The organism is Streptomyces sp. NPDC030840, from assembly GCF_055572015.1.
Genome location: NZ_JBVIEE010000006.1, coordinates 137,398 through 162,639 on the forward strand (window position 1 = coordinate 137,398; position 25,242 = coordinate 162,639).

21 protein-coding genes are annotated in these 25,242 nt (G+C 71.4%); 15 read left to right on the forward strand and 6 right to left on the reverse strand.

The window, feature by feature from the left end; genetic code table 11:
* Positions 1-67: 67 nt before the first annotated feature.
* From ACZ49J_RS15835 to ACZ49J_RS15850, 4 genes are all read left to right on the forward strand, one after another.
* The gene (locus ACZ49J_RS15835; protein ID WP_467453107.1) at positions 68-910 is read left to right on the forward strand and encodes a nitrilase-related carbon-nitrogen hydrolase; all 843 of its coding nucleotides are present in this window, start codon (positions 68-70) and stop codon (positions 908-910) included.
* Positions 911-1,008: 98 nt separating this feature from the next.
* Positions 1,009-2,412, forward strand: a complete 1,404-nt coding sequence (hydA, locus tag ACZ49J_RS15840) for a dihydropyrimidinase (RefSeq protein ID WP_467453106.1) — start codon at positions 1,009-1,011, stop codon at positions 2,410-2,412.
* A gap of 16 nt (positions 2,413-2,428) precedes the next feature.
* Positions 2,429-3,451: a TIGR03842 family LLM class F420-dependent oxidoreductase gene (locus ACZ49J_RS15845; protein ID WP_467453105.1), complete on the forward strand. Its 1,023-nt coding sequence runs from the start codon at positions 2,429-2,431 to the stop codon at positions 3,449-3,451.
* Positions 3,452-3,592: 141 nt separating this feature from the next.
* The gene (locus ACZ49J_RS15850) at positions 3,593-5,143 is read left to right on the forward strand and encodes an NCS1 family nucleobase:cation symporter-1 (protein ID WP_467453104.1); all 1,551 of its coding nucleotides are present in this window, start codon (positions 3,593-3,595) and stop codon (positions 5,141-5,143) included.
* A gap of 50 nt (positions 5,144-5,193) precedes the next feature.
* On the opposite strand, the gene ACZ49J_RS15855 is transcribed toward ACZ49J_RS15850, so the two are convergent.
* Positions 5,194-5,862 (reverse strand): hypothetical protein, encoded by a 669-nt coding sequence (locus tag ACZ49J_RS15855; protein ID WP_467453103.1) that lies wholly within the window; start codon positions 5,860-5,862, stop codon positions 5,194-5,196.
* 60 nt (positions 5,863-5,922) lie between these two features.
* Positions 5,923-7,020 carry a carboxymuconolactone decarboxylase family protein gene (locus ACZ49J_RS15860; RefSeq protein WP_467453102.1) on the reverse strand — a complete coding sequence of 366 codons (1,098 nt, stop codon included), beginning with the start codon at positions 7,018-7,020 and terminating at the stop codon, positions 5,923-5,925.
* A gap of 167 nt (positions 7,021-7,187) precedes the next feature.
* Here ACZ49J_RS15860 and ACZ49J_RS15865 point away from each other — a divergent pair, with 167 nt between their 5' ends.
* The 11 genes from ACZ49J_RS15865 to ACZ49J_RS15915 all read left to right on the forward strand — a co-directional run bounded on the left by ACZ49J_RS15865 (position 7,188) and on the right by ACZ49J_RS15915 (position 21,081).
* Complete coding sequence (locus ACZ49J_RS15865) at positions 7,188-8,291, forward strand: sensor histidine kinase (protein ID WP_467453101.1); 1,104 nt, start codon at positions 7,188-7,190, stop codon at positions 8,289-8,291.
* Positions 8,288-8,968 carry a response regulator gene (locus ACZ49J_RS15870; RefSeq protein WP_467453099.1) on the forward strand — a complete coding sequence of 227 codons (681 nt, stop codon included), beginning with the start codon at positions 8,288-8,290 and terminating at the stop codon, positions 8,966-8,968. The genes ACZ49J_RS15865 and ACZ49J_RS15870 overlap by 4 nt, the downstream gene beginning before the upstream one ends.
* Before the next feature lie 35 nt (positions 8,969-9,003).
* A complete protein-coding gene (locus ACZ49J_RS15875; protein WP_467453098.1) occupies positions 9,004-9,630 on the forward strand; it encodes a DUF4232 domain-containing protein in 627 nt (208 codons plus the stop codon).
* 78 nt (positions 9,631-9,708) lie between these two features.
* Entirely contained in the window at positions 9,709-10,542 is an 834-nt protein-coding gene (locus ACZ49J_RS15880) for a class I SAM-dependent methyltransferase (RefSeq protein ID WP_467453097.1), read from the forward strand.
* A 308-nt stretch (positions 10,543-10,850) separates the two neighbouring features.
* Positions 10,851-11,897, forward strand: a complete 1,047-nt coding sequence (nicT, locus tag ACZ49J_RS15885; protein ID WP_467453095.1) for a Nickel transporter NicT — start codon at positions 10,851-10,853, stop codon at positions 11,895-11,897.
* Between the two features lie 115 nt (positions 11,898-12,012).
* A complete protein-coding gene (locus ACZ49J_RS15890; protein ID WP_467453094.1) occupies positions 12,013-13,854 on the forward strand; it encodes a gamma-glutamyltransferase family protein in 1,842 nt (613 codons plus the stop codon).
* A gap of 440 nt (positions 13,855-14,294) precedes the next feature.
* Positions 14,295-15,140, forward strand: a complete 846-nt coding sequence (locus tag ACZ49J_RS15895) for an inositol monophosphatase family protein (protein WP_467453093.1) — start codon at positions 14,295-14,297, stop codon at positions 15,138-15,140.
* Positions 15,141-15,262: 122 nt separating this feature from the next.
* Positions 15,263-16,678 carry a phytoene desaturase family protein gene (locus ACZ49J_RS15900; RefSeq protein WP_467453092.1) on the forward strand — a complete coding sequence of 472 codons (1,416 nt, stop codon included), beginning with the start codon at positions 15,263-15,265 and terminating at the stop codon, positions 16,676-16,678.
* Positions 16,679-16,722: 44 nt separating this feature from the next.
* Positions 16,723-17,232, forward strand: a complete 510-nt coding sequence (locus ACZ49J_RS15905) for an O-acetyl-ADP-ribose deacetylase (protein ID WP_467453091.1) — start codon at positions 16,723-16,725, stop codon at positions 17,230-17,232.
* Positions 17,233-17,289: 57 nt separating this feature from the next.
* Positions 17,290-17,634 carry a trypco2 family protein gene (locus ACZ49J_RS15910; RefSeq protein ID WP_467453090.1) on the forward strand — a complete coding sequence of 115 codons (345 nt, stop codon included), beginning with the start codon at positions 17,290-17,292 and terminating at the stop codon, positions 17,632-17,634.
* Positions 17,635-17,649: 15 nt separating this feature from the next.
* Positions 17,650-21,081, forward strand: a complete 3,432-nt coding sequence (locus tag ACZ49J_RS15915; RefSeq protein ID WP_467453088.1) for an NACHT domain-containing protein — start codon at positions 17,650-17,652, stop codon at positions 21,079-21,081.
* 72 nt (positions 21,082-21,153) lie between these two features.
* Here the strand turns inward: ACZ49J_RS15915 and katG are convergent, their stop codons facing one another.
* The 4 genes from katG to ACZ49J_RS15935 all read right to left on the reverse strand — a co-directional run bounded on the left by katG (position 21,154) and on the right by ACZ49J_RS15935 (position 25,107).
* A complete protein-coding gene (katG, locus tag ACZ49J_RS15920; RefSeq protein ID WP_467453087.1) occupies positions 21,154-23,367 on the reverse strand; it encodes a catalase/peroxidase HPI in 2,214 nt (737 codons plus the stop codon).
* 33 nt (positions 23,368-23,400) lie between these two features.
* Positions 23,401-23,838, reverse strand: coding sequence for a Fur family transcriptional regulator (locus tag ACZ49J_RS15925; RefSeq protein ID WP_467453085.1), 438 nt, complete (start codon positions 23,836-23,838; stop codon positions 23,401-23,403).
* Positions 23,839-24,242: 404 nt separating this feature from the next.
* Positions 24,243-24,731, reverse strand: coding sequence for a MarR family winged helix-turn-helix transcriptional regulator (locus tag ACZ49J_RS15930; protein ID WP_467453084.1), 489 nt, complete (start codon positions 24,729-24,731; stop codon positions 24,243-24,245).
* Between the two features lie 7 nt (positions 24,732-24,738).
* Positions 24,739-25,107 carry an ArsR/SmtB family transcription factor gene (locus ACZ49J_RS15935; RefSeq protein ID WP_366830066.1) on the reverse strand — a complete coding sequence of 123 codons (369 nt, stop codon included), beginning with the start codon at positions 25,105-25,107 and terminating at the stop codon, positions 24,739-24,741.
* Positions 25,108-25,242 lie beyond the last annotated feature (135 nt).

A 25,242-nucleotide genomic window follows, 5' to 3' on the forward strand; every position in this document is an offset into this window, starting at 1 on the left:
CCGTGCAACTCAAAGCCCGCTTCCAAGCTCCCTAAGCTCGCCGCACACCGAGCGACCGGAGGTCCCGATGAGCAGAGTGATCCGTGCCGCCGTCTTCCAGACCGCGTGGACCGGCGACAAGGAATCGATGATCCAGGTACACGAGCAGGCCGCCCGGGACGCGGCCGCGCAGGGCGCTCAGGTCCTGTGCTTCCAGGAACTGTTCTACGGGCCGTACTTCTGCCAGGTGCAGGACAAGGCGTTCTACGAGTACGCCGAGCAGATCCCCGGGGGGCCGATCGTCCAGCGCTTCCAGGCGCTCGCCAGGGAGCTGAACCTCGTCCTCGTGCTGCCGATGTACGAGGAGGAGCAGCCCGGCGTCCTCTACAACACCGCCGCCGTGATCGACGCGGACGGCTCGTACCTCGGCAAGTACCGCAAGCACCACATCCCGCAGGTCCCCGGCTTCTGGGAGAAGTTCTACTTCCGCCCGGGCAACGCCGGCTGGCCCGTCTTCGACACGGCCGCCGGCCGGATCGGCGTCTACATCTGCTACGACCGGCACTTCCCGGAGGGCTGGCGCGCGCTGGGGCTCGCGGGCGCCGAGATCGTGTTCAACCCCTCGGCCACCTCGCGCGGCCTCTCCCGCTACCTGTGGCAGCTGGAGCAGCCGGCGGCGGCCGTCGCCAACGAGTACTTCATCGGCGCGATCAACCGGGTCGGCGTCGAGGACCTCGGCGACAACGACTTCTACGGCACCTCGTACTTCGTGGACCCGGAGGCCCAGTTCGTCGGCGAGGTGGCGAGCGACAAGGAGACCGAACTCGTCGTCCGCGACCTCGACATGACCAAGCTCCGCGAGGTCCGCGACCGCTGGCAGTTCTACCGCGACCGCCGCCCGGAGGCGTACGACCCGCTGACGGCGCCGTAATCACGTGGGTTCTTCGCGCCCCTGAAAGGGGCGCGGGGAACCGCGCGATCAACCACATACGCCCCGCAGGCGACCAACTACCGCTCCGGAGACGGAACATGACCAGCCGTAAAATCATCCGCGGCGGTCTCGTCATCACCGCGTCCGACGAGATCCACGCCGACGTCCTGATCGAGGACGGCCGCATCGCCGCCCTCGCCGCGAGCGGCACCCCGGCCGCCGAGGCCTGGACGGCCGAGCACACGATAGACGCCACAGGGAAGTACGTGATCCCCGGCGGCGTCGACGCGCACACGCACATGGAGCTGCCGTTCGGCGGCACCTTCGCCTCGGACACCTTCGAGACCGGCACCCGGGCCGCGGCCTGGGGCGGCACGACCACCATCATCGACTTCGCCGTGCAGAACGTGGGCCACTCGCTCAGGGAAGGCCTGGACGCCTGGCACGCCAAGGCCGACGCCAACTGCGCCATCGACTACGGCTTCCACATGATCGTCTCCGATGTGAACGAGGAGACGCTCAAGGAGATGGACCTGCTCGTGGCGGAGGGTGTCACCTCCTTCAAACAGTTCATGGCCTACCCCGGCGTCTTCTACAGCGACGACGGCCAGATCCTGCGCGCCATGCAGCGCTCCGCCGAGAACGGCGGCCTGATCATGATGCACGCCGAGAACGGCATCGCGATCGACGTGCTCGTCGAGCAGGCACTGGCCCGCGGCGAGACCGACCCGCGCTACCACGGCGAGGTCCGCAAGGCCCTGCTGGAGGCCGAGGCCACCCACCGCGCCATCAAGCTCGCCCAGGTGGCCGGTGCGCCCCTGTACGTCGTGCACGTCTCGGCGATGGAGGCAGTCGCCGAGCTGGCCAGGGCACGCGACGAGGGGCTCAACGTCTTCGGCGAGACCTGCCCGCAGTACCTGTTCCTGTCCACGGACAACCTGGCGGAGCCGGACTTCGAGGGCGCGAAGTACGTGTGCAGCACACCGCTCAGGCCGAAGGAGCACCAGGCCAAGCTGTGGCAGGGCCTGCGCACGAACGACCTGCAGGTGGTCTCCACCGACCACTGCCCCTTCTGCTTCACCGGCCAGAAGGAGCTCGGCCGCGGCGACTTCTCCAAGATCCCGAACGGTCTCCCCGGCGTCGAGAACCGCATGGACCTGCTTCACCAGGCGGTCGTCGACGGACACATCTCGCGGCGCCGCTGGATCGAGATCGCTTGCGCCACCCCGGCCCGCATGTTCGGCCTGTACCCGAAGAAGGGCACCATCGCCCCGGGCGCGGACGCCGACGTCGTCATCTACGACCCGCACGCCGAGCAGGTCATGTCCGCCGAGACCCACCACATGAACGTCGACTACTCGGCGTACGAGGGCAAGCGCACCACAGGCCGGGTCGAGACGGTCCTCTCGCGCGGCGAACTCGTCATCACTGAGCGGGAGTTCACCGGACGCGCGGGCCACGGCGTCTACACCCCCCGCTCCACCTGTCAGTACCTGACCTGAACCAGGAGTGGCGCACATGGACTTCGGACTCGTCCTGCAGACCGACCCGCCGGCCTCGCGTGTCATCGAGCTGATGAAGCGGGCGGAGGACAACGGCTTCACCTACGGCTGGACCTTCGACTCCGCCGTGCTGTGGCAGGAGCCGTTCGTCATCTACAGCCAGATCCTGTCGAACACGTCGAACCTGATCGTCGGCCCCATGGTCACCAACCCGGGGACCCGCACCTGGGAGGTCACCGCCTCCACGTTCGCCACGCTCAACGACATGTTCGGCAACCGGACCGTGTGCGGCATCGGCCGCGGTGACTCCGCGATGCGGGTCGCCGGCCGCAAGCCCAACACCCTGGCCCGCATCAGCGAGGCGATGAAGGTGATCCGGTCGCTGGGCAGCGGGGGAGAGGCCGACCTCGGCGGCGGCACCGTCATCAGGTTCCCCTGGATCAGACCTGGGGCCGAACTCCCGGTCTGGATGGCCGCGTACGGGCCGAAGGCCCTGAAGATGACGGGCGAGGAGGCCGACGGCTTCATCCTGCAGCTCGCGGACCTGTACCTGACCGAGTACATGGTCAAGGCGGTGAAGGACGCGGCCGTCGCCGCCGGACGTGACCCGTCCGACGTCAGGATCTGCGTGGCCGCCCCCGCGTACGTCACCGAGGACGACTCGCCCGAGGCACTCGCCCACGCGCGTGAGCAGTGCCGCTGGTTCGGCGGCATGGTCGGCAACCACGTCGCCGACCTCGTCGCCAAGTACGGCGAGCACTCCGCGGCCGTACCCGACGAACTCACCGACTACATCAAGGCCCGTGAGGGGTACGACTACTCCCATCACGGGCGTGCCGACAACCCGGACACCCAGTTCGTGCCCGACGAGATCGTCGACCGGTTCTGCGTCGTCGGACCCGTCGAGAAGCACATCGAGAAGCTGAACGCGCTGCGCGAGCTGGGCGTGGACCAGTTCGCCGTGTACGACATGCACGACGCCCAGGAAACCGTGATCGACACCTACGGCTCACAGGTCATCCCGGCCGTCAACGCCTGACCCGCAGCACCACCGCTCTTCCCACGACCCCCCACTCCTTGTCCCCCTCCCCGCCCCCCCGGGGAGGGACTGGGTGCCGCAGGGCGCCGCCCAGGCCACCGCACGGCCTTTCCCGTCCCACCTCCCCTGATTGGCCTGCCCATGACCGAAACAGTCCCCACGGGGTCGCCGATATCCCAGACCGCCGACCGTGACGGCCGGATCGAGCTCGCCCCGGAGGCATTCCCCGCCGACAGTCCCTTCGCCAACGAGGACCTGCGTCCCGTCCCGGTCTCCGAGCGCAAGTGGACGACGTACAACTTCGCGGCCCTGTGGATCTCCATGGCCCACTGCATCCCCAGCTGGACCCTCGCCTCCGGCCTGGTCGCCCTCGGCATGGACTGGAAGCAGGCCGTCTTCACCATCGCCCTGGCCAACGTCATCGTGCTGCTGCCGATGCTGGCCACCGGGCACGCCGGACCCAAGTACGGCATCCCGTTCCCGGTGCTCGCCCGCGCCTCCTTCGGTCTGCGCGGCGCCAACATCCCGGCGCTGATCCGCGCCGCCGTGGCCTGCGGCTGGTTCGGCATCCAGACCTGGATCGGCGGCAGCGGCATCTTCCTCCTGGGCTCCAAGCTCACCGGCGGCGGCTGGGAGAACGCCGGCGAGATCGCCGGTAACCCCTGGCCGCTGTGGCTCTGCTTCGTCCTCTTCTGGGCCGTGCAGATCGCCATCATCTACCGGGGCATGGACTTCCTGCGGCACTTCGAGAACTGGGCCGCGCCCTTCGTGATCGTCGGTGCCTTCGTGCTGCTGATCTGGATCGCGGTCAAGGCGGACGGCTTCGGCGCGCTGCTCGACCAGCCCTCGAAGCTGGGCTGGGGCGCCGACTTCTGGCCGGTCTTCTTCCCGTCCCTCATGGGAATGATCGGCTTCTGGGCCACCCTGTCCCTCAACATCCCCGACTTCACCCGCTTCGGCGCCAGCCAGAAGGCGCAGACCTGGGGTCAGTCGCTGGGCCTGCCCACCACGATGACGCTCTTCGCGATCCTCGCCGTGCTGGTCACCTCCGGCTCCGAGGTCGTCTACGGCGAGGCGATCTGGGACCCGGTCGCCCTCGCGGCCAAGACCGACAACGCCTTCGGCCTGCTCTTCGCGCTCGTCGTCGTGCTGGTCGCCACCGTCTCCGTGAACATCGCGGCGAACGTGGTCTCCCCGGCGTACGACCTGGCCAACCTCGCCCCGAAGCTCATCAACTTCCGTACGGGCGCGCTGATCACCGGTGTCATCGGCGTACTGATCTTCCCGTGGAAGCTGATCTCCACGCCCGAGTTCTACATCTTCACCTGGCTCGGCGTGGTCGGCGGTCTGCTCGGCACGGTCGCGGGCATCCTGATCGCCGACTACTGGATCGTCCGCCGCACGGTCCTGCACCTCGCGGACCTGTACACGCCGGGCGGCCGCTACTGGTACTCGTCCGGCTGGAACTTCAAGGCCGTGGCCGCCTTCGTGGTCGGCGGTGTGCTCGCCGTGGGCGGCTCGTACTCGGGCGTCGACGCCAAGGGAGTGAAGACCGGCCCGTTCCCGGTCGACGGACTGATCCCGTTCCTGAAGCCGCTCGCCGACTACGGCTGGGCCGTGGGCCTGGCCGCGTCGCTGGTGCTGTACGTGGTGCTGATGGGTGGAAGGGAGCGGCAGCCTGCCCGTGCCTGAGCCGGCGGAGACAACCGCCCGACGGTGTGGCCGTGCCGGGACGCCCCGTTCTACTGGGCGTCGTCCAGCGCGGCCACCGCCTCCTTCGCGGCCTTGATGGCGCCCTTGTTGATCACGTCGGTGCCGGGCGCCTTCTTGGTCTCGAAGTTGCTGCCGTTGTACGTGACGATCACCAGCGCGTTGGAGGCGCGGGCGATCACCACGCCCTCGCGCGTCTGCTGCTTGTCGTCGGTCGTGAGGTTCACGACGGAGTAGCCCGCGTCACCGAGGCCGGGCACCGCCCCTCCGCCGCTCTTCTCCTTGGTGCGCTGCTCGTAGGCGGCCCGGGCCTTGGCGTCGGTGTCCTTGATCTCGTACGAGACGTCGAGCCAGCGGTAGTCGTACCCCTTGAGGGCGTTCCAGGAGCAGGTGCGGCGTACGGTCTTGTCGGTCGACGTTATCTCCTTGCCCGCCGTTTTCGCTCCGGGAACAAGGGATTTGACCGTCTTTCCCGAGATGCCCGTGCAGGGTGCGGGTGCCTGCTGGTACGTCTTGGAGGCCGCCGACGTCGCGGGAGCGGACTCGTCGGCCCCGGTCGCGGCGGCGTTCCTCCGGGCCGCGTCCTGGTCCCCGGCCGGCGTCGCGGCGGGGCCGGACGACAGCGCCCAGCCCGCCGCGGCGAGCACGACGACGGGTGACAGACGCGCGGTGAGGGCGAGCGGCAAAGGAAGGGAACGCACGGCGCACTTCTCGTGGGGGACGGTGCGGAGGGGGTCCGCACTGCGGACGGAACGCCAGTGTCACATGACTCCCTGTGGGGCGGAAGTGCCAACTCGCTCCGTGCCGACGCCGTTACGGGACGGCGGCGATTGTGCGGCGCCCTGGGTGGGTTGCCCTGCTTCAGGTGTGAAGCGGGCGGAAAACGCGCTTTCGATACGGTCCACGGCCGTGAACGCGCCGTACGCGACCAGGTGCACCAGACAGTGGTCGGTGTGCTCCGGACGCCGCCAGGCCGCCACGTCCTCGTCCGTGATGCGGTACGGAGCGAGCGCGGCCAGCAGCGCGAGCCGCGCTCCCGGGTGCTCCCGACGGTCGGGGAAGCCGTCCAGGGTGAGCGGCGGATGGGTGCCGTCCCAGTCGTGCAGGGCGGCCTCCACGAGGTCGTGGTCGTCGGCGTCGAGGAGGCCCGCGCCCGCCATGGCCGCCCTGAGCAGCGCCGCGTAGGCGAATCCGACGGGCGTGCCGCGCGCCCAGGCGGGGGCTTCGCCGGGTTCGACGTGGCCGAGCAGCGCGAGGGACTGGCCGGGGCGGGCGGTGCGGCGCACGGTCCGGGAGAGCGCCCGGCCCGTGAGGCTCCGTACCGCCCGGAAGCGCTGGGCGCCCGCCGGGAGCAGGTTCTCGGTCAGCAGGGCCGACGCGATCCGGTTGATGAAGTGGAAGGTGAGCGCGGTGCCGAGGTAGGCGGGGGCGTGCTCGCGCGGGAACGGGTACGGCTCCAGGGCGGCGCCGGGCACGCGCGTGCGCTGCCCCCAGGCGAGCAGGCGCGCGTGCTCCTCGCTCCGCGGCGGCTGACCGCCGGCCACCCGCTCGGCGAGCGCGTGGTCGCCGGTGGCGTGCAGGAGCACGGTGTGCGCGTCCACGCAGAACGGGCACCTGTTGGCGAGTGACACCCCGAGTGCCACCAGTTCCTTGCCGGTCCTGCCGCCGGCCCCCGCGATGAGCGACTCGCGCAGTAACGCCCAGGTGGGCGCGAGGAGTTCGGGGGCGGAGGACAGGACCACGAAGGTGGAGGGTTCGGCGATGCCGAAGTCGAGGGCGATCTGCCGGTACACGTCGGCGACGGTCCCGGTGGACGACCTGGGCGGGAGGGGCTCGGTGTGACGGAAGGGTGTGGACATGGGCATCAGCGTGCGCCGCGGGGGCGGGCCGGGTCGTCGTACGGCCGAAGGGAGTTGAGGCTGCGACGGCGGGGCGGCCCGGTGCCCGGCACTACTACCCGGGGAGTAGCCCAGGAGCCGTCCACAGGGCTGACGCCGTTGTCGGTGGGGCCGTCTACTGTGCGGGCATGAGCGGGCGACGCATCACACGTGAGCGGCTCGCCGACGCGGCCCTCGCGGTCGTGGTCGGCGCGATCACCGTGCTCGCGGCGGTGGCGGACGACCGCGCGGGACCCGTCGACTGGGCGCTGATCACGGCCGGCTCGCTGGCCCTGACCGCGCACCGCACCGCCCCGCGCCTGGTGCTCGCGGTCACCACGGGCTGCCTGCTCGCCGACGTCGTCCACGCCGGGCCGGCGAGCACCCTCGCCATGCCCGTGGTGGGCGCGGTGCACACGGCGTCGCGGACCGGGCATCGGGGCACGGCCGCCGCGGCCGCCGCCGTCTTCCTCGGCGGATACGCGGCGGCGGGCTCGGCGACCTCCGATATCAGACGCGAGACGCTGCTGCTCGCCGGCTGGTTCCTGTGCGCGGTGGTGACGGGCCTGGCCGACCGCAACTGGCAGGCGTATCTGCGGCAGACCGAACAGCGCGCGCTGGAGGCCGAACGCACCCGGGAGGAGGCGGCCCTGCGCAGGGCGGGCGAGGAACGCCTGCGCATAGCGAGGGAGTTGCACGACTCCCTCACCCACAGCATCTCGATCGTCAAGCTCCAGGCGGGCGTCGCCGTGCACCTGGCCCGGAAGCGGGGCGAGGAGGTGCCGCCCGCGCTGCTCGCCATCCAGGAGGCGAGCGGCGAGGCCATGCGCGAGCTGCGCGCCACGCTGGAGGTGCTGCGCACCGACGAGCAGGCCGGCACACCCGCCCAGCTCGTGGAGCGGGCCCGGGCAGCGGGACTCGCGGTCGACCTGACGGTGACGGGGGAGGAGCGGCCGCTGACGGCGACCGTCGACCGGGCGATGTACCGCATCGTCCAGGAGGCACTCACGAACGCGGCCCGGCACGCGGGCCCGGCGAAGGTGAGCGTACAACTCACTTACGCCGATCGAGACTTGGCGATATGCGTCGAGGACGACGGCACCGCCCACCCGTCCCGTCCGCCCACACCCGGCATCGGCCTGACCGGCATGCGCGAACGCGTCACCGCCCTCGGCGGCACACTGGACGCCGCCCCGCGTGAAGAGGGCGGATTCGCCGTGCGGGCGCGGCTGCCGGTGGGGGAGGCGGGATGACGGACGACGTGATCCGGGTGGCGCTCGTCGACGACCAGGCGCTGATGCGGGCGGGCTTCAGGGCCCTGCTCGACGCCGAGGACGGCATCGAGGTGGTGGGCGAGGCCGCGGACGGCGAGCAGGGGGTGGCCCTCGTGCGCGCCGAGGTCCCGGACATCGCGCTCATCGACGTGCAGATGCCGGTGATGACGGGCATCGAGGCCACCCGCCGCATCGCGGCCGACCCGGCCCTGTCCGGCGTGCGTGTCGTGATCCTCACCAACTACGGCCTGGACAGCTACGTCTTCGAGGCGTTGCGCGCCGGTGCCAGCGGCTTCCTGCTCAAGGACACCGAGCCCGCCGACCTGCTGCAGGCCATCGAGGTGGTGGCGGGCGGGGAGGCGCTGCTGTCGCCGTCGGTGACGCGGACGCTGATCGGCGAGTTCGTGGCCCGGCCGCCGGACCGGGCCACGGCCCCCGGCCTGGAGTGCCTCACCCGCCGCGAACGCGAGGTCACCGCTCTGGCGGCGCGCGGGCTGACCAACGAGGAGATCGCCGAGCACATGGTCATCAGCCCCTTCACCGCCAAGACCCATGTCAGCCGCGCGATGACCAAGCTCGGCGCCCGCGACCGCGCCCAGCTCGTCGTGTTCGCCTACGAGTCGGGGCTGGTGACGGCACGCGGGCGAGCGGAGTGAACCCTTCCGCGGAGGGCGCGTGCGAGGATCGGCACGTGATCGCGATACGACGCACCTCGTCCCGGCACGCCCTCCTCGTCGGCGTGCTGGCGCTGTGCGCGAGCGGATGCGGGCTCTCCGCCGAACTGGATCGTGAGATCGACCCCGATCCCGAACGTCCGCCGGCCACGACCCGGCCGCCCGCTCCACCGCCGGCGTCCGCGTCCGTGGCTCCCGACGCCTCGCCGTCGGCGGCGCTCCAGCCCCAGGGCTGCCCGCCGTCCGGCGTGCGCTTCGGCACCGGTCTCGTCGACGCCGCCATGGGACTGCGCGCCACGACCCTCACCGTGACCAACTGCTCGTCCAAGCCGTACCAGCTGAAGGGCTACCCCTCCGTCACGGTGCTCGACGAGTCGGGTGCCCCCATGGAGGGCGTACGCACCGTCGAGGGCACGGACGAGGTGCCCATGGCCCCGGACGACCCCGGCCCCGAGCCGCTGACCCTCGCTCCGGGCGAGACGGCGGGCGCGGGACTGTACTGGCGGATGCACGCCGAGAAGAGCACGCATCTGAAGGTCGCCCTGGGGAAGGGAGACGACGCCACGACCATACGTGCCCAGGACTACCTGGACATCGGCCCGGAGAACGTCCTGGGGACGACGGCGTGGAAGAAGATCCCCTGAGAGCGGGGCCGGCCGCCCGCCCCCGCGGCCGGGATTAACCGGTTGCGGGGCCGTGTACGGGATCAGCAGCCTTGACGTATGACCCAGTCACAGGCCGCCACCGAGTCCCAGCCACCCTCCCTGCGCGAGGAGATCCTCGCCTACTACGAGCGCGGTGAGGAGGACGGCCGTCTCAGACGGGGTGCCGGACGGCTGGAGTTCTGGCGCACCCAGGAAGTGCTGCGCCGACTGCTGCCCGGCGCGCCCGTGCGCGTGCTCGACGTCGGCGGCGGGAGCGGCGTGCACGCTCAGTGGCTGGCGGCCGACGGGTACGAGGTGGAGCTCGTCGACCCCGTACCCCTGCACCTCGAACAGGCCGCGCGCCTGCCGGGCGTCAGCGTCCGGGCCGGCGACGCCCGCGCGCTGCCCGCAAAGGACGCGGCGTACGACGTGGTGCTTCTCCTCGGGCCTCTCTACCACCTGCCGGAGCGCGTCGACCGGGTGCGTGCCCTCAGTGAGGCGTTCAGGGCGGTCAAGCCGGGTGGGCTGGTCGTCGCGGCCACGATCAACCGGTTCGCGTGTCTCCACGACGGCCTTCAGCTGGGGCACTACTTCATGCCCGCGCGCCGCGCACGGACCGACGCCGTCCTGTCCGACGGCCGGCACATGCCCGCACCCGAGGACCCGCTCTTCACCACCGCGTACTTCGCCGACCCGACCGAAGTCCCCGGCGAGTTCACCGACGCGGGCCTCGTCTGCGAGGGCCAGTACGGCGTCGAGGGCGTGGCCTGGCTGATGGGTGGCGTGGAGGAGTGGCTGGACGACCCGGAGCGGCGGGAGGCCGTCCTCGCGGCGACCCGGCGTATCGAGTCGGAGCCGTCGCTGCTGGGCGTGAGCGGGCACCTGCTGACGGCGGGCAGGCGGCGGCCGTAGCCCCCCGGGGGAGCCGGGTGTCGGGGACCGCACGGCGCGGTGCGAGCTCGGCGACCGCGGACTCCCCGGGGCTGACGGAAACGTGGCACGGCCTTTACTGCGACTTAGTTGCAGCTGCTATGCCCCCGCACCAGGCTGAAAGGGCGCTCACCACGAAGAAGACCCGCCCGGCACGAGAAGAAGGCACGCACATCCCCATGGCCCCCAGTCACCACTCCACCCGCTCGGCCATGGTCACGAAGAGCGGTATCTCAAGGCGCGGGATCGGCGCCTCGATGACACGCGGGGAGTGGGCGAGCCTGGGCGGGATGGCCGCGTTCATCCTGGCGCTGCACGTCATCGGCTGGTTCACCCTCGTGGTGATCGTGGCCCCCGAGCACTACAGGCTCGGTTCCGCGACCTTCGGCGTGGGGATCGGCGTCACCGCGTACACCCTCGGCATGCGGCACGCGTTCGACGCCGACCACATCGCCGCCATCGACAACACCACGCGCAAGCTGATGAGCGACGGGCAGCGCCCGCTGTCGGTCGGCTTCTGGTTCTCGCTCGGCCACTCGAGCGTCGTCTTCGCCCTCACCTTCCTGCTCTCGCTCGGCGTCAAGGCGCTCAGCGGACCGGTGCGCGACGACGGATCCCGGCTGCACGACATCACCGGCTGGATCGGCACCACCGTCTCCGGAACCTTCCTGTACGTCATCGCGGCCGTCAACCTCGTGATCCTGGCGGGGATCTGGAAGGTCTTCCGCGCGATGCGCTCCGGGTCCTTCGACGAGGAGGCGCTGGAGGAACAGCTGAACAACCGCGGCTTCATGAACCGGCTCCTCGGCCGGCTGATGAGGTCGATCACGAAGCCGTGGCAGATGTACCCGCTGGGCGTGCTCTTCGGCCTCGGCTTCGACACGGCGACGGAGGTCGCCCTGCTGGTGCTGGCGAGCTCCGGCGCGGTGTCCGGGCTGCCCTGGTACGCGGTCCTGTGCCTGCCGGTGCTGTTCGCGGCCGGGATGTCGCTGCTGGACACGATCGACGGCTCGTTCATGAACTTCGCGTACGGCTGGGCCTTCTCCAAGCCGGTCCGCAAGGTCTACTACAACCTCACGATCACGGGCCTGTCGGTGGCCGTCGCGCTCATCGTCGGCACGGTCGAACTACTGGGGCTGGTCGCCGAGAAGGCGGATCTGCACGGCCCGTTCTGGGACCGGGTCTCCGGGCTCGACCTCAACGTCGTCGGCTACGTCGTCGTCGGGATCTTCTTCGCCACGTGGGCGGTCGCCCTGCTGGTGTGGAAGGTGGGCCGGATCGAGGAGAAGTGGACGGCGGATCTCGCCCGGCCCGCCGCCGAGTGCTCGGCCGAGTGACCCGCGCGGCGAGGGGGACACGGGGGAGCCAAGACGCATGCCGCCTGCTCGGGTGGGCAGGTCCTGAGGGTCGACCGGACGGTCGGACGTGCGCGAACAGCGAGGTGAGAGCTGCATGTTCACCACCAGGCCCACCCTCACGGGCACCTTCGGCATGGTGTCCTCCACCCACTGGCTCGCCTCACAGTCGGCGATGGCCGTCCTGGAGGACGGAGGCAACGCCTATGACGCGGCCGTGGCCGCGGGTTTCGTCCTGCACGTCGTCGAACCCCACCTCAACGGCCCGGCGGGCGAGGTACCGATCATCCTCGCGCCGGCGGGCGGCGAGGTCAGGGTGCTGTGCGGGCAGGGCGTGGCCCCCGCCGGCGCCACGATCGGGCACTACAGGGGACTCGGCCTCGACCTCGTACCCGGTACCGGCCCGCTCGCGGCGGCCGTGCCGGGCGCCTTCGACGCCTGGATGCTGTTGCTGCGCGACCACGGGACGAAGTCCCTGGCCGACGTCCTGAAGTACGCCATCGGCTACGCGGAGGACGGGCACGCGCCCGTGGAGCGCGTCGGCGAGACCGTCGAGACGGTGCGCGCGCTCTTCGAGGAGGAGTGGCTCTCGTCGGCCGAGGTCTACCTGCCCGGCGGGAAGGCCCCGCGCCCGGGCGAGCTGCTGCGCAACCCGGCGCTCGCCGCCACCTGGAAGCGGCTGCTCGCCGAGGTGTCGGACGCGGGGGACCGGGTGGCCGAGATCGAGGCGGCACGGCAGGTGTGGCGGTCCGGCTTCATCGCCGAGGCGCTGGTACGGCAGGCCGCGCGCCCCACGATGGACACCAGCGGCGAGCGCCACACCGGCACGCTCACGGCCGCCGACCTGGCGTCCTGGTCCGCGTCCTACGAGCCGCCGGTGACGTACGACTGGAACGGCTGGATCCTGTGCAAGGCGGGCCCGTGGAGCCAGGGCCCGGTGCTGCTGCAGCAACTCGCCCTGCTGCCGCCTAAGTTGCCCCGGTACGGGTCCGCCGAGTACGTGCACCTGCTGATCGAGGGCTGCAAACTCGCGATGGCGGACCGGGAGGCCTGGTACGGGGACGCGGCCGACGTGCCGGTCGCCGACCTGCTGTCGGAGGAATACAACGCCGACCGGCGCGCACTCGTCGGTGACACGGCGTCGTACGAGCTGCGACCGGGCAGCCCCGGCGGGCGGGTTCCGCGGCTGAGTGGCCATGCGCGCGTGGTGGCGAGCGGTGAGCCAGGCTTCGGCGAGCCCGGCTTCGACGCGCTGGGCGTCGGTGAGCCGACGGTCGCGAAGAGCCCGCTGTCGCCGGTCCCCGGTGAGCCGGACGTCGCGGAGCACGGTGGTACCCGAGGCGACACCTGCCATCTGGACGTCGTCGACCGCTGGGGCAACATGGTCGCGGCCACGCCCAGCGGCGGCTGGCTCCAGTCCAACCCGGTGGTACCCGAGCTCGGCTTCCCGCTCGGCACCCGGCTGCAGATGGCGTGGCTGGACGAGGGCCTGCCGAACTCCCTCACTCCCGGCCGTCGGCCACGCACCACACTCACGCCGTCGCTCGCGCTGCGTGACGGCGTGCCGGTCATGGCGTTCGGCACGCCCGGCGGCGACCAGCAGGACCAGTGGCAGCTGCACTTCTTCCTCGCGGTCGCCCTGCGCCCCCACGTCCGCGGCGGCCTCGACCTCCAGGGCGCGATCGACGCGCCGAACTGGCACAACGACTCCTTCCCCGGCTCCTTCTACCCCCGCGGCATGCGCCCCGGCAGCGTCACCGTCGAGTCCCGCATGCCGTCCGGGGTGGTCGAGGACCTGCGGCGGCGCGGGCACGACGTACTGGTCGGCGACGCCTGGTCCGAGGGCCGACTGTGCGCGGTCGCCCGCGACCCGGAGACCGGGGTACTGTCCGCGGCGGCCAACCCACGGGGAATGCAGGGCTACGCGGTCGGCCGCTGACCACGACCCCAAAGTCCCCTGCCGCCCACCCCACCGAGCCGCCCACCTCACCGGGCCGCCCGCCTCACCGGGCCGCCCGCCCCACCGGGCCGCCCACCCCACCGGGCCGAACCTGCCCTCAGACTGCGGCGCCGCGGGCTGCGGCGCCTGGGGTTCCGGCGTTGGGGTTCCGGTGTCTCGGGTTCCGGTGCCTGGGGTTCCGGTGCCTGGGGTTCCAGCGACCTTGGGCGCCGCGCTCCTGGCGACGTGGCGCCTGAGGTCTCCGGAGCCCTGGGGCTTCGGCGCCTAGGGGTTCGGGGCCGGGAGCCCGGATCCGGCCCCCCGCCCCCCGCCCCCCGCCCCCCAGGCCCCGGTCCCCGGCCAACTGGTGTTCAAGATGATTCCACCCAGAGCGCACCAGACCGGTGGGGATTGTCAGTGGCGCGTGCTCTCATGGGGGCATGATCGAAGACAGTGAAACCATCGACGAGTTTCTCGCCCGGCACGGCACCGACGTCGAGGAGGCCATCCGCAAGGCGGCCGCCGCCGAGATCATGCCGCGCTTCCGTCGGCTCGCGGAGCACGAGGTGGACCAGAAGAGCGGCCCGCACGACCTGGTGACGGACGCCGACCGCAAGGCCGAGCTGTATCTGACGGAGGCGCTCACCGAGCTGCTGCCCGGTTCCGTCGTGGTCGGCGAGGAGGCGGTGCACGCCAACCCGGCGTCGTACGAGGCGCTCCAGGGCGAGGCGCCGGTGTGGATCGTCGACCCGGTGGACGGCACCCGCCAGTTCGTCCGCGGCGAGCCCGGCTTCTGCACCCTGGTGGCGCTCGCCCAGCACGGCGTCCTGAGGGCCTCCTGGACGTACGCTCCCGCCCTCGACATCCTCGCCGTCGCCATACGGGGCCGGGGCGCCACCCTCGACGGCGAGCCCCTGCGGGCCGGCTCACCCGTGCCGGGGGAGGACCTGCGGGTGGCCCACTCCCACCCGGACTACACGACCGACGAGCAGAAGCGGGCCCTCCTCGGCCTGCGCACCGACGGCGTCGCCGCGCGCCCGTGCGGCTCGGCCGGGCTGGAGTATCTCTCCATCGCCCGCGGTGAGTCGGACGCCACCGCCTTCTCCTGGGAGGCCGCGTGGGACCACGCCGCGGGCATCCTCCTGGCCGAGGAGGCCGGCGGCACCCACCTGACCCGTACGGGCGAGCCGTTCCGCATCACCGGGGGCAACGCCCTGCCGTTCACCACGGCCCGGGACGAGGCCACGGCGCGCCGGGTGGTGGACCTGCTGTCGGACGGAGCTTGAGGGCGCGGGGCGGGGCGTGCCGCCCGTCGCAGCCCCCACCCGTGGCCCGGCGCTGTCAGTCCCCCGGCATATCCTGATCCCGAGTGGCCATCGGCTGACGAAGGAGTCCGAAGGTGCCGTCGATGCTCGATGCCGTCGTGGTGGGTGCGGGACCGAACGGACTGACGGCTGCCGTGGAACTGGCCCGCCGGGGCTTCTCCGTGGCCGTGTTCGAGGCGCGCGGCACCGTGGGCGGGGGAGCCCGTACCGAAGAGCTCACCCTGCCCGGCTTCCGGCACGACCCGTGCTCGGCCGCGCACCCTCTGGGCATCAGCTCGCCCGCGTTCGACGCGATGCCGCTCGGGCGGTACGGACTTCAGTGGCTGCACGCCGAGCGGCCCATGGCACACCCGTTCCCCGACGGTACGGCGGCGGTGCTGGCCCGGTCGGTGGCCGAGACGGCGGCCTCGTTCGGGCCGCGTGACGCCGGGGCGTACCGAAGGCTGGTCGAGCCGTTCCTGCATAAATGGGACACCCTGGTCCGCGACTTCATGTCGCTGCCGCTGACCGCCCTGCCGCGCGACCCGGTGACCCTGGCCCGCTTCGGCCTGGTCGGGCTGCCGCCCTCCACCTGGCTGACGCGCCGCTTCCGCGACGAGCGCGCCAAGACCCTGTTCGCCGGGCTCGTCGCCCACGTCATGGCGCCGCTCGACGGCCTCGCCACCGGCGCCGTCGGCCTGGTCTTCGCGCTGGCCGCGCACGCCCGAGGCTGGCCCGTGGCCCGCGGCGGCTCGCAGTCCATCTCGGACGCGCTGACCGCGTATCTGAAGGACCTCGGCGGCACCGTCCACACCGACTACGAGGTCAAGCGCCTCGACGACCTGCCGCCGGCCCGCGCGTACGTCTTCGACACCTCACCCACCGCCCTGGCCCGCATCGCGGGCTTCGGCCGCTACTACGAGAGGTACCGGTACGGCGCGAGCGTCTTCAAGGTCGACTACGCGCTGGACGGCCCCGTTCCATGGACCGCCGAGGAGGCGCGCGGTGCTGGCACCGTCCAGGTCGCCGCGGGCGAGTCCGAGATCGGCGCCGCCCTGTACGCGGCCTCCCGCACGGACCGCGCACCGGACCCGCCCTTCCTGATCACCGTGCAGCCCAGCGTCGCCGACCCCACCCGCGCCCCCGAGGGCAAGCACGTCTTCTGGGCGTACGGCCATGTGCCGGGCGGCTGGACCGGGGACCTCACGGACGCCATAGAGCGCCAACTGGAACGTTTCGCACCGGGGTTCCGCGACCGCGTCTTGGCCCGCGCGACCGCCGGCCCGCCCGAACTGGCCGCGCGCAACGCCAACTACGTCGGCGGGGACATCGCCTGCGGCGCCGCCTCCGGCCTGCAGCTCCTGCTCCGCCCCAAGCTCTCCCTGTTCCCGTACGGCACTCCCCACCCGGCGATCTTCATCTGCTCGTCGGCGACCCCGCCGGGACCCGGTGTGCACGGCATGTCGGGCCACAACGCGGCCAAGGCGGTGTGGCGCCGGCTGCGGGCCCAGGGCACATGACGCGCCAGGACCGGTACACCGCGCGGTCTGGTACAGATGCACCCATGACCGCGATCACGCTCATCCAGGGCGACATCACCCAGCAGTCCGTCGACGCCATCGTCAACGCGGCGAACTCCTCCCTCCTCGGCGGCGGAGGCGTCGACGGCGCCATCCACCGCAGGGGCGGACCCGCGATCCTCGACGAGTGCCGCGACCTGCGGGCCTCCCGGTACGGCAGGGGCCTGCCCACCGGTCAGGCGGTCGCCACCACGGCGGGCGACCTGGACGCGCGCTGGGTGATCCACACCGTCGGCCCGCGATTCGTCCCGGGGGAGGACCGGTCGGAGCTGCTGGCCTCCTGCTACCGGGAGTCGCTGCGGGTCGCGGACGAGCTCGGCGCCCGTACGGTCGCCTTCCCGGCCGTCTCCGCGGGCATCTACGGGTGGCCCATGGAGGACGCCGCCCGCATCGCGGTGGAGACGGTGCGGGCGACCGCCACGGCGGTGGAGGACGTCACGTTCGTACTCTTCGACCAGCAGGCGTACGACGCGTTCGCACGGCACCTCGGATAGCCGCCCGGTGCTCCGACTCGTGGCGCGGCGCACGCGCATTGGCATAGCGTTGACCAGGTGAGTGACAACTTCACCGGGCTCGACGGAATCGAGCTGGCGGACGCCGTCCAGGCCGTACGTGACGAACTGCTCGCCGCCGCGGCGCGGGGCACTGGTCGTGACCTGCGCTTCGAAGTGGGCGACATCAACCTGGAGTTCACGGTCGAGCTGCGCCGTGACGCGCGCGTGAAGTCCGGGGTGCGCGCCTGGGTGATCTCGGCCGACGCCGACGCCGGCCGGTCCACGGCCCGCACTCACCGGGTCAGCTTCACCCTCCGGCCCAAGGACGCACGGACGAACGGCGGTTGGGAGGTCGGCAACGACGCACCCGCCGACACCTCGGCCTTCGGCCGGACCGAGTAGGGCGGGTGACGTGCGGTGTCCTCCCCCAGCAAGGAGCGCATCGCCGCCGTCCTGGGTGACGCACGCCAGGGCAGCGGATACCTCCTGACGCCCCGGCTGGTCCTGACCGCCGCCCATGTCGTCATCGGCAGCGACAACACGCACGTCACCGTCCCCGGGGGCCGGGGGGAGATCCCTTGCCACCGGGTCTGGGACGGAACCCACGAGAACTGCGACGTGGCGCTGCTGCTCGCGGACGACGACCTGGTCGGACCCGGCGTCTCAGCCGACTGGGAGCCGGTGCGCTGGGGCCAGACCAGCGATCTGCGGCCGCGCCCCAACTGCCAGGCCATCGGTTACCCGGCCGTGCAGCGCGGGGGAGCGGGGCAGCTGGACAGCGAGCAACTGGTCGGGACGCTCAAGCCGGGGTCGAGCATGGTCCGGGGCGGGTACGTGGTCGACCTCGACCACACGCCGCCGGCACCGCTGCAGGGCGGCGGCTCCCCATGGGCCGGGATGTCGGGGGCGGCCCTCTTCGACGGAGAGCTGCTGGTGGGCGTCGTGACCACCGACCCCGTCGGCTGGCAGCACGGCCGTCTCACGGCTGTCCCCGCGACAGCGATCCACATCGTCGCGGGGTTCTACGACGCCTGCCTCGAACACCTCGGCGGACTGCCCACGTTGGTGGACGCGGGACGCACACGCGCCCCGCGCACCGGCTTCGAGGCCGACTACCGCTCGTACGTGGAGCAGAACTACGGCGAACTCCGCATCTTCGGGCTCGACTTCAGCAGGGGCGACCACGGCCAGTGGCCGCTCGACACCGCCTACCTGAGCCTGGAACTGTCCCACCAGAGCGGCCAGGACCGCCCGGACTCCCTGGAGCCGGGCCTCCGGCACGAGGTGTCCAGTGGCCGTCAGCGCGTGGAGGCCGCCCTCTCCGGAAGAACCCGGGTACTCCTCCGGGGCCTCGCCGGCTCCGGGAAGACCACCCTCGTCCAGTGGCTCGCGATCACCGCGGCCCGCGACGAGTTCAGCTACCGGCTCGGTCACCTCGACGACAGCGTGCCCTTCGTGCTGCCGCTGCGCACCCTGATCCGGCGCGGCGAACTGCCCGGCCCGGCCGACTTCCTGGCCGCCACCGGAACCCCGCTGAGCCCGCCGCCCGACTGGGCGGAGCAGGTGATGCGCTCCGGCCGTGCCCTGCTCCTGATCGACGGTGTGGACGAGATCCCGGAACGCGACCGCGAACGCACCCAGCAGTGGCTCACCGGGCTGCTCGCCGCCTACCCGGACTGCAACTGTGTCATCACCACCCGCCCCACCGCGGTGGGCGAGGGCTGGCTGGCGCGCCGGGACTTCACCGAACTGAATCTGCTCTCGATGAACCAGCAGGACGTCGAGGCGTTCGTGGAGCGCTGGCACCGGGCCGCGTTCGGGGAGGGCACCGAAGCCGCCGCGGAGCGGGACCGGTACGTCGACCGCCTGCTGGACACCCTGCGCCGCAAGAGGGACCTGGCCCGTCTGGCCGCCAATCCCCTGATGTGCGCGATGATCTGCGCGCTCCACCGCGACCGCCGCACCTACCTCCCCGAGAGCCGGATGGAGTTGTACGGCGCGGCGCTCACCATGCTGCTGGTCCGCCGCGACAAGGAACGCGACGTGGGCGCCCCCGAGGGCTTCGACATCCCGGAGGACGCCCAGCGCCAGCTCCTGCAGGAGTTCGCGTGGTGGCTCATCCGCAACGGCCAGACCGAGGCGGAGCAGGACAGGGTGGTCAGGCTGATCGAGCGGCTGCTGCCCGCCATGCCCCATGTGGCTCCGCCCGAACGGGCCCGGGACGTGCTGCGCCACCTGGTGCGTCGCAGCGGGCTGCTGCGCGAACCCACCCCGCAGACGGTCGACTTCGTGCACCGCACCTTCCAGGACTACCTCGGCGCGAAGGCGGCGGTCGAGGCCCAGGACCTCCCGCAGGTCGCGGAGCACGCCGCCGACCCCCAGTGGGAGGACGTCGTGCGGATGGCCGTGGGCCACGGCCGCCCCGACGAGCGGGCCCTGCTGATCGGCGGGCTGCTCGACCGGGGAGACACCGCGTCGAGCGACGAGATCCGTACCCGGCTCCACCTTCTCGCCGCCGCCAGCCTGGAACACGCCACGATGCTGGCGCCGGAGGTGCGGTCGCGGGCGGAGGCACGGGCGGCCGCGCTGGTCCCTCCGCGGGACTCCGAAGCCGCGGAGAAGCTGGCGAGCGCCGGTCCCATCGTGCTGGATCTCCTGCCGGGCCCGGAACAGCTCGACGACGCGGAGGCCGCGGCCACCGCGGAGACCGCCGGGCGGATCGGGGGCGAGCACGCCTTCCAGATCCTGCGGCAGTTCCGGGACCACCCGAACGCCCTGGTGCGGCAGAGGGTGGTGGAGGGCTGGAGTGCGTTCGACGACCGTCGGTTCGCCGACGAGATCCTTGGCGCGATGGACCTGGCCGGTGCCCGCGTCACCGTGGGCACCGAATCCCAGCTGTCGGCACTCGACCGGGTCGGCCGAGTGATGACCCTGGAGATCAACGGTTCCTTCCCGGGAGAACGCATGGCGCCCGGGTTGCTCGCCACAGAGCCCAGGGACCTGCGACTGGTGAGCAACGACTCCTTCCGGGATCTCGGTTTCCTGACGGAGTGCGCGCCACGTCTGCGCTCACTGGAACTCGTCGACTGCGGAACCCTCGAGGACTACTCGGGCATCTCCGACATGAGCATCGAGGACCTGCGGCTGGAGATGATGCCGGTGGGGCCCGACATGAGCCCCCTCGCCGATATGCGGGACCTGACACGTCTCTCCATCAACAGCCGCCAGGCCTGGGGAAACCTGACCACCGACATGCCCCTGCCTTTGGGGCTGCGGGCCCTCGCCCTGGGGCCGTCGACCCTGCGCGCACCGTCACTCGACGGCATCGAACGCTGGCGGCGTCTCACGAGCCTGCGGCTGGCCGCTGACGCCGATTCCGCCTTCGACCCGGACGAGTTGTGGAAACTGGCGGCGCTGCCCGATCTCAGGGAGCTCGATATCGCTCTTGCCCGGGTGTCCCGTCTCGCGGAGCTCCGGCTGCCGCCGCTTCCGCGCATTCAGTCACTGCGTCTGACGGTCGAAGTCCGCAGCCGCCTTCACTTCGACGAGCTTCTGGAGGTGTTTCCCGGTCTGCGGACACTGACGGCCCAGGTGTACCACCGCTCCCTCACCACCCTGGACGCGGACGTGTCGGCGCTGCGGGCCGTCCCCGCCTCCACCGTCACGATCGACGGGCCCGGGAAGGTCCGGCTGACCGGAGAGAAGGGACTCCCGACCGGGAGCCACGTGAGGATCCACAGCGACCACGACGAGCACAACGGGGGCAACGGGCACAGCGAAACGGGCCCTCCCCGCGTACCTCTCGCGGGGAAGACCCGTTTCGGCCTTCGGTGGCCTCGCTCGACCTAGCGAACACCCGGGCGATCACCCGGACGTCGTGATCACGGCCGTGATCAGACGGCCGTGATCAGACGAGCGTGATCAGACGAGGTCGAACCGGTCGAGGTCCATGACCTTGGCCCACGCCGCGACGAAGTCCTTCACGAACTTCTCCTTGGCGTCGTCGCTCGCGTAGACCTCGGCGAGAGCGCGCAGCTCGGAGTTCGAGCCGAAGACGAGGTCGGCACGGGTGCCGGTCCACTTGACCTGGCCCGAGGCGTCGCGACCCTCGAAGGTCGTCTGGTCCTCGGACGTCGACTTCCACGTCGTGCCCAGGTCGAGCAGGTTGACGAAGAAGTCGTTGGTCAGCTTGCCCGGGGTCTCGGTGAAGACACCGTGCGTCGAGCCGCCCTGGTTGGCGCCGAGGACGCGCAGGCCGCCGACGAGGACGGTCATCTCGGGCGCGCTCAGGGTGAGCAGGTTGGCGCGGTCGATCAGCAGGTACTCGGCCGGAAGGCGGTTGCCCTTGCCGAGGTAGTTGCGGAAGCCGTCCGAGGCCGGCTCCAGCGCGGCGAACGACTCGACGTCGGTGTGCTCCTCGGTGGCGTCCACACGGCCCGGCGTGAAGGGGACCGCCACGTCGACGCCCGCGTCCTTGGCGGCCTTCTCGACCGCTGCGGCACCGCCGAGAACGATCAGGTCGGCCAGGGAGACCTTCTTGGCGCCGGAGTTGAACTCGGCCTGGACGCCCTCGATGACGCGCAGGACCTGGGCGAGCTGGTCCGGGTCGTTGACCTCCCAGCCACGCTGCGGCTCCAGGCGGATACGGGCGCCGTTGGCGCCACCGCGCTTGTCGCTGCCGCGGAACGTCGAGGCCGACGCCCACGCGGTGGACACGAGCTGCGAGACCGTCAGGCCCGAGTCGAGGAGCTTGGCCTTCAGGGCCTCGATGTCGGCGGCGTCGATGGCCTCGCCCTCGGCCTGCGGCAGCGGGTCCTGCCACAGCATCGTCTCCTCGGGAACCTCCGGACCGAGGTACAGCGACTTCGGGCCCAGGTCACGGTGGGTCAGCTTGTACCAGGCGCGGGCGAAGGCGTCCGCGAACTCGGCCGGGTTCTCGTGGAAGCGCTTCGAGATCGGACCGTAGATCGGGTCGAAGCGCAGCGAGAGGTCGGTGGTGAGCATCGTGGGCAGACGCTTCTTCGACGGGTCGTGCGCGTCGGGGATGATCGCCTCGGCGTCCTTGGCCACCCACTGCTTGGCGCCGGCCGGGGACTCGGTCAGCTCCCACTCGTAGCCGAAGAGGATGTCGAAGAAGTCGTTGCTCCACTGGGTGGGCTTGGTGGTCCAGGTGACCTCGAGACCACTGGTGATCGCGTCGCCGCCCTTGCCGGTGCCGTAGGTGGACTTCCAGCCCAGGCCCTGCTCCTCCATGGAGGCGGCCTCGGGGTCGTTGCCCACGTGGTCGGCCGGGCCGGCGCCGTGGGTCTTGCCGAAGGTGTGGCCACCGGCGATGAGGGCGACGGTCTCCTCGTCGTTCATCGCCATGCGGCGGAACGTCTCGCGGATGTCGCGGGCCGCGGCGACCGGGTCCGGGTTGCCGTTCGGACCCTCCGGGTTGACGTAGATGAGGCCCATCTGGACGGCGCCGAGCGGGTTCTCCAGCTCACGGTCGCCGGTGTAGCGCTCGTCGCCGAGCCAGGTGGTCTCCGGACCCCAGTACACGTCCTCGTCGGCCTCCCAGACGTCGGCGCGGCCGCCGCCGAAGCCGAAGGTCTCGAAGCCCATCTGCTCCAGCGCGACGTTACCCGTGAGGATCATGAGGTCGGCCCAGGAGATGGACTGGCCGTACTTCTTCTTCACCGGCCACAGCAGACGGCGGGCCTTGTCGAGGTTGCCGTTGTCCGGCCAGCTGTTCAGCGGCGCGAAGCGCTGCTGACCGCGGCCGCCACCGCCGCGGCCGTCGCTGATGCGGTAGGTGCCGGCGCTGTGCCAGGCCATACGGACCATCAGCGGGCCGTAGTTGCCGAAGTCGGCGGGCCACCAGTCCTGCGAGGTGGTCAGCACCTCGGCGATGTCCCGTTTCACGGCCGCCAGGTCGAGGTTCTTGAACGCCTCGGCGTAGTCGAACTCCTCACCGAGCGGGTTCGCGACGACCGGGTCCTTGGCGAGGATCTTCAGGTTCAGCCGCTCCGGCCACCACTGGCGGTTGCCGCCGCCCTGGGTCGGGTGCGGGGCGCGCCCGTGTGCGACCGGGCAGCCACCCGTGCCCTCGGCCTTGGGGTCGGTGACGATTGCATCAGGGTTCTCAGCCATGAAAAACCTTCCGGGATAGGTGGATCACGGTGCTCAGTCACCGCGGGGGGTTGAACAGGCGGGGCACAGGCCCCAGTAGATGACCTCGGCCTCGTCGATCGAGAAGCCGCGGTCGTCCGACGCGGTCAGACAGGGGGTGTGGCCGACCGCGCAGTCGACGTCGGCGACGACACCGCACGACCGGCACACGAGGTGGTGGTGGTTGTCCCCGACCCGTCCCTCGAACAGGGCCGGGCTGCCGGGGGGCTCGATGCGGCGTACGAGTCCCGCCGTGGTGAGCGCGTGGAGCGCCTCGTACACGGCTTGGAGGGAGATGTGGCCGACGCGCTCGCGTACCCCGGCGGCGACCGTCTCGACATCGAGGTGGTCACCGTCACGAACGGTCTCGAGCAGCGCGACGCGGGCGGCCGTCACCCGCAGGCCGGCACCGCGCAGCTCCTCGGCGGTGGTCGGGGTCTGGGGCGCAGTCATGGGAGTAAACCTACATCCACAAACACGAATGATTCAAGAGAATGAATCGTCCCAGTGTTGCGTGGCGTGATGGGTGGGTTTGGCGGGTTTATCCCGGTATGTTACGGCCTGCGGTATTGACGGGCGGCCGCGACGGCGGTCTGACGGCCGGCCTGGACGGCCGGCCTGGACGGCGGCTTGAGGGCTGGGTCTGGCCCGAGCCTGCCCTGACGGCCGCCCCCCGACTGAACCGGCCGTGGCCGCGCCGATCAACTCGGCCCGCGTGACGAGACGGTGAACAAGCAGTCCGCGCGGCGTGCTGCGCGGACGCGGCTGTCACCCGCCCGGACGTGGTCGTCACCCCACATCGCCCCGGCCCGCAGTACGGCTCACCGGTGGCGCGGCGGCTTCGCCCCGAACACGTGTCAACGCGGCGGCAGGCGGTGGTCGTCCGGTTCGACCGCCTGCCAGATGCGGCGCCCGATGTCGCGCAGCTGCCTCTGCTGGGCCTTGGTGACGGGGTCGAAGACGAAGCGGCGCACCGCCTCCGCGTGCCCCGGCGCGGTGGCCACGACCTTGTCCCAGCCGGCCTCCGTGAGGATGGCCAGGGTGTAGCGGCCGTCGTCCGGGTCGGGGGTGCGGCGTATCCAGTCGTTCCGCTCCAGCCGCTTGACCAGATGCGAGAGACGCGACAGCGACGAGCCGGTGTACCCGGCCAACTCGCTCATCCGCAGCGTGCGTTCCGCGGTCTGGGAGAGCATCGCCATCACCTGGTACTCGACGTGGCTGATGCCCGCGTCCCGCTGCAGCTGCGCGTCGAGCGCGCCCGGCAGTCTGATCAGTACCCCGGCGAGGGCGTGCCACGTCTCCATCTCGTCGTCGCTCAGCCGGCACGGCTTCTGCGGTGTCTCCATGCTCGGGCTAGTCCCCCTCAGGTGCGTCGCTGATCCCCAGGCGCAGGTGCTCCACGTGGTACACGGCCTGGTCGAGCAGTTCGGCGACATGGTGGTCGTGCAGCGCGTACACCACCGAACGGCCCCGCCGCTCTCCGACGACCAGTCCGAGGTTGCGCAGCAGGCGCAGCTGGTGCGAGCACGCGGACTGCTCCATGCCCACCTCGGCGGCCAACTCCGTCGCCGGCAGCGGCCCTTCGCGCAGCCGCGCGAGGATCAGCAGACGGGACGGGGTGGAGAGGGCCTGGAGGGTCGTGGCCACCTTCGCGACATTGGCCGCGTCGAGGCGCACGCGAGGTGTGGCGTCCTGCGCGGCGGTGACGGCTCCATGACCCATGGGCGCCATCTTACCCACCATACAGGAACACATGAATGACTCTTCATGTGTTCCTGTATGGTGGGCCGGGTGTCCACCGACCTCGCCCCACCACCGGTCCACCCGTCCGCCCCCTCGGCGCCCCGCCGCCGTACC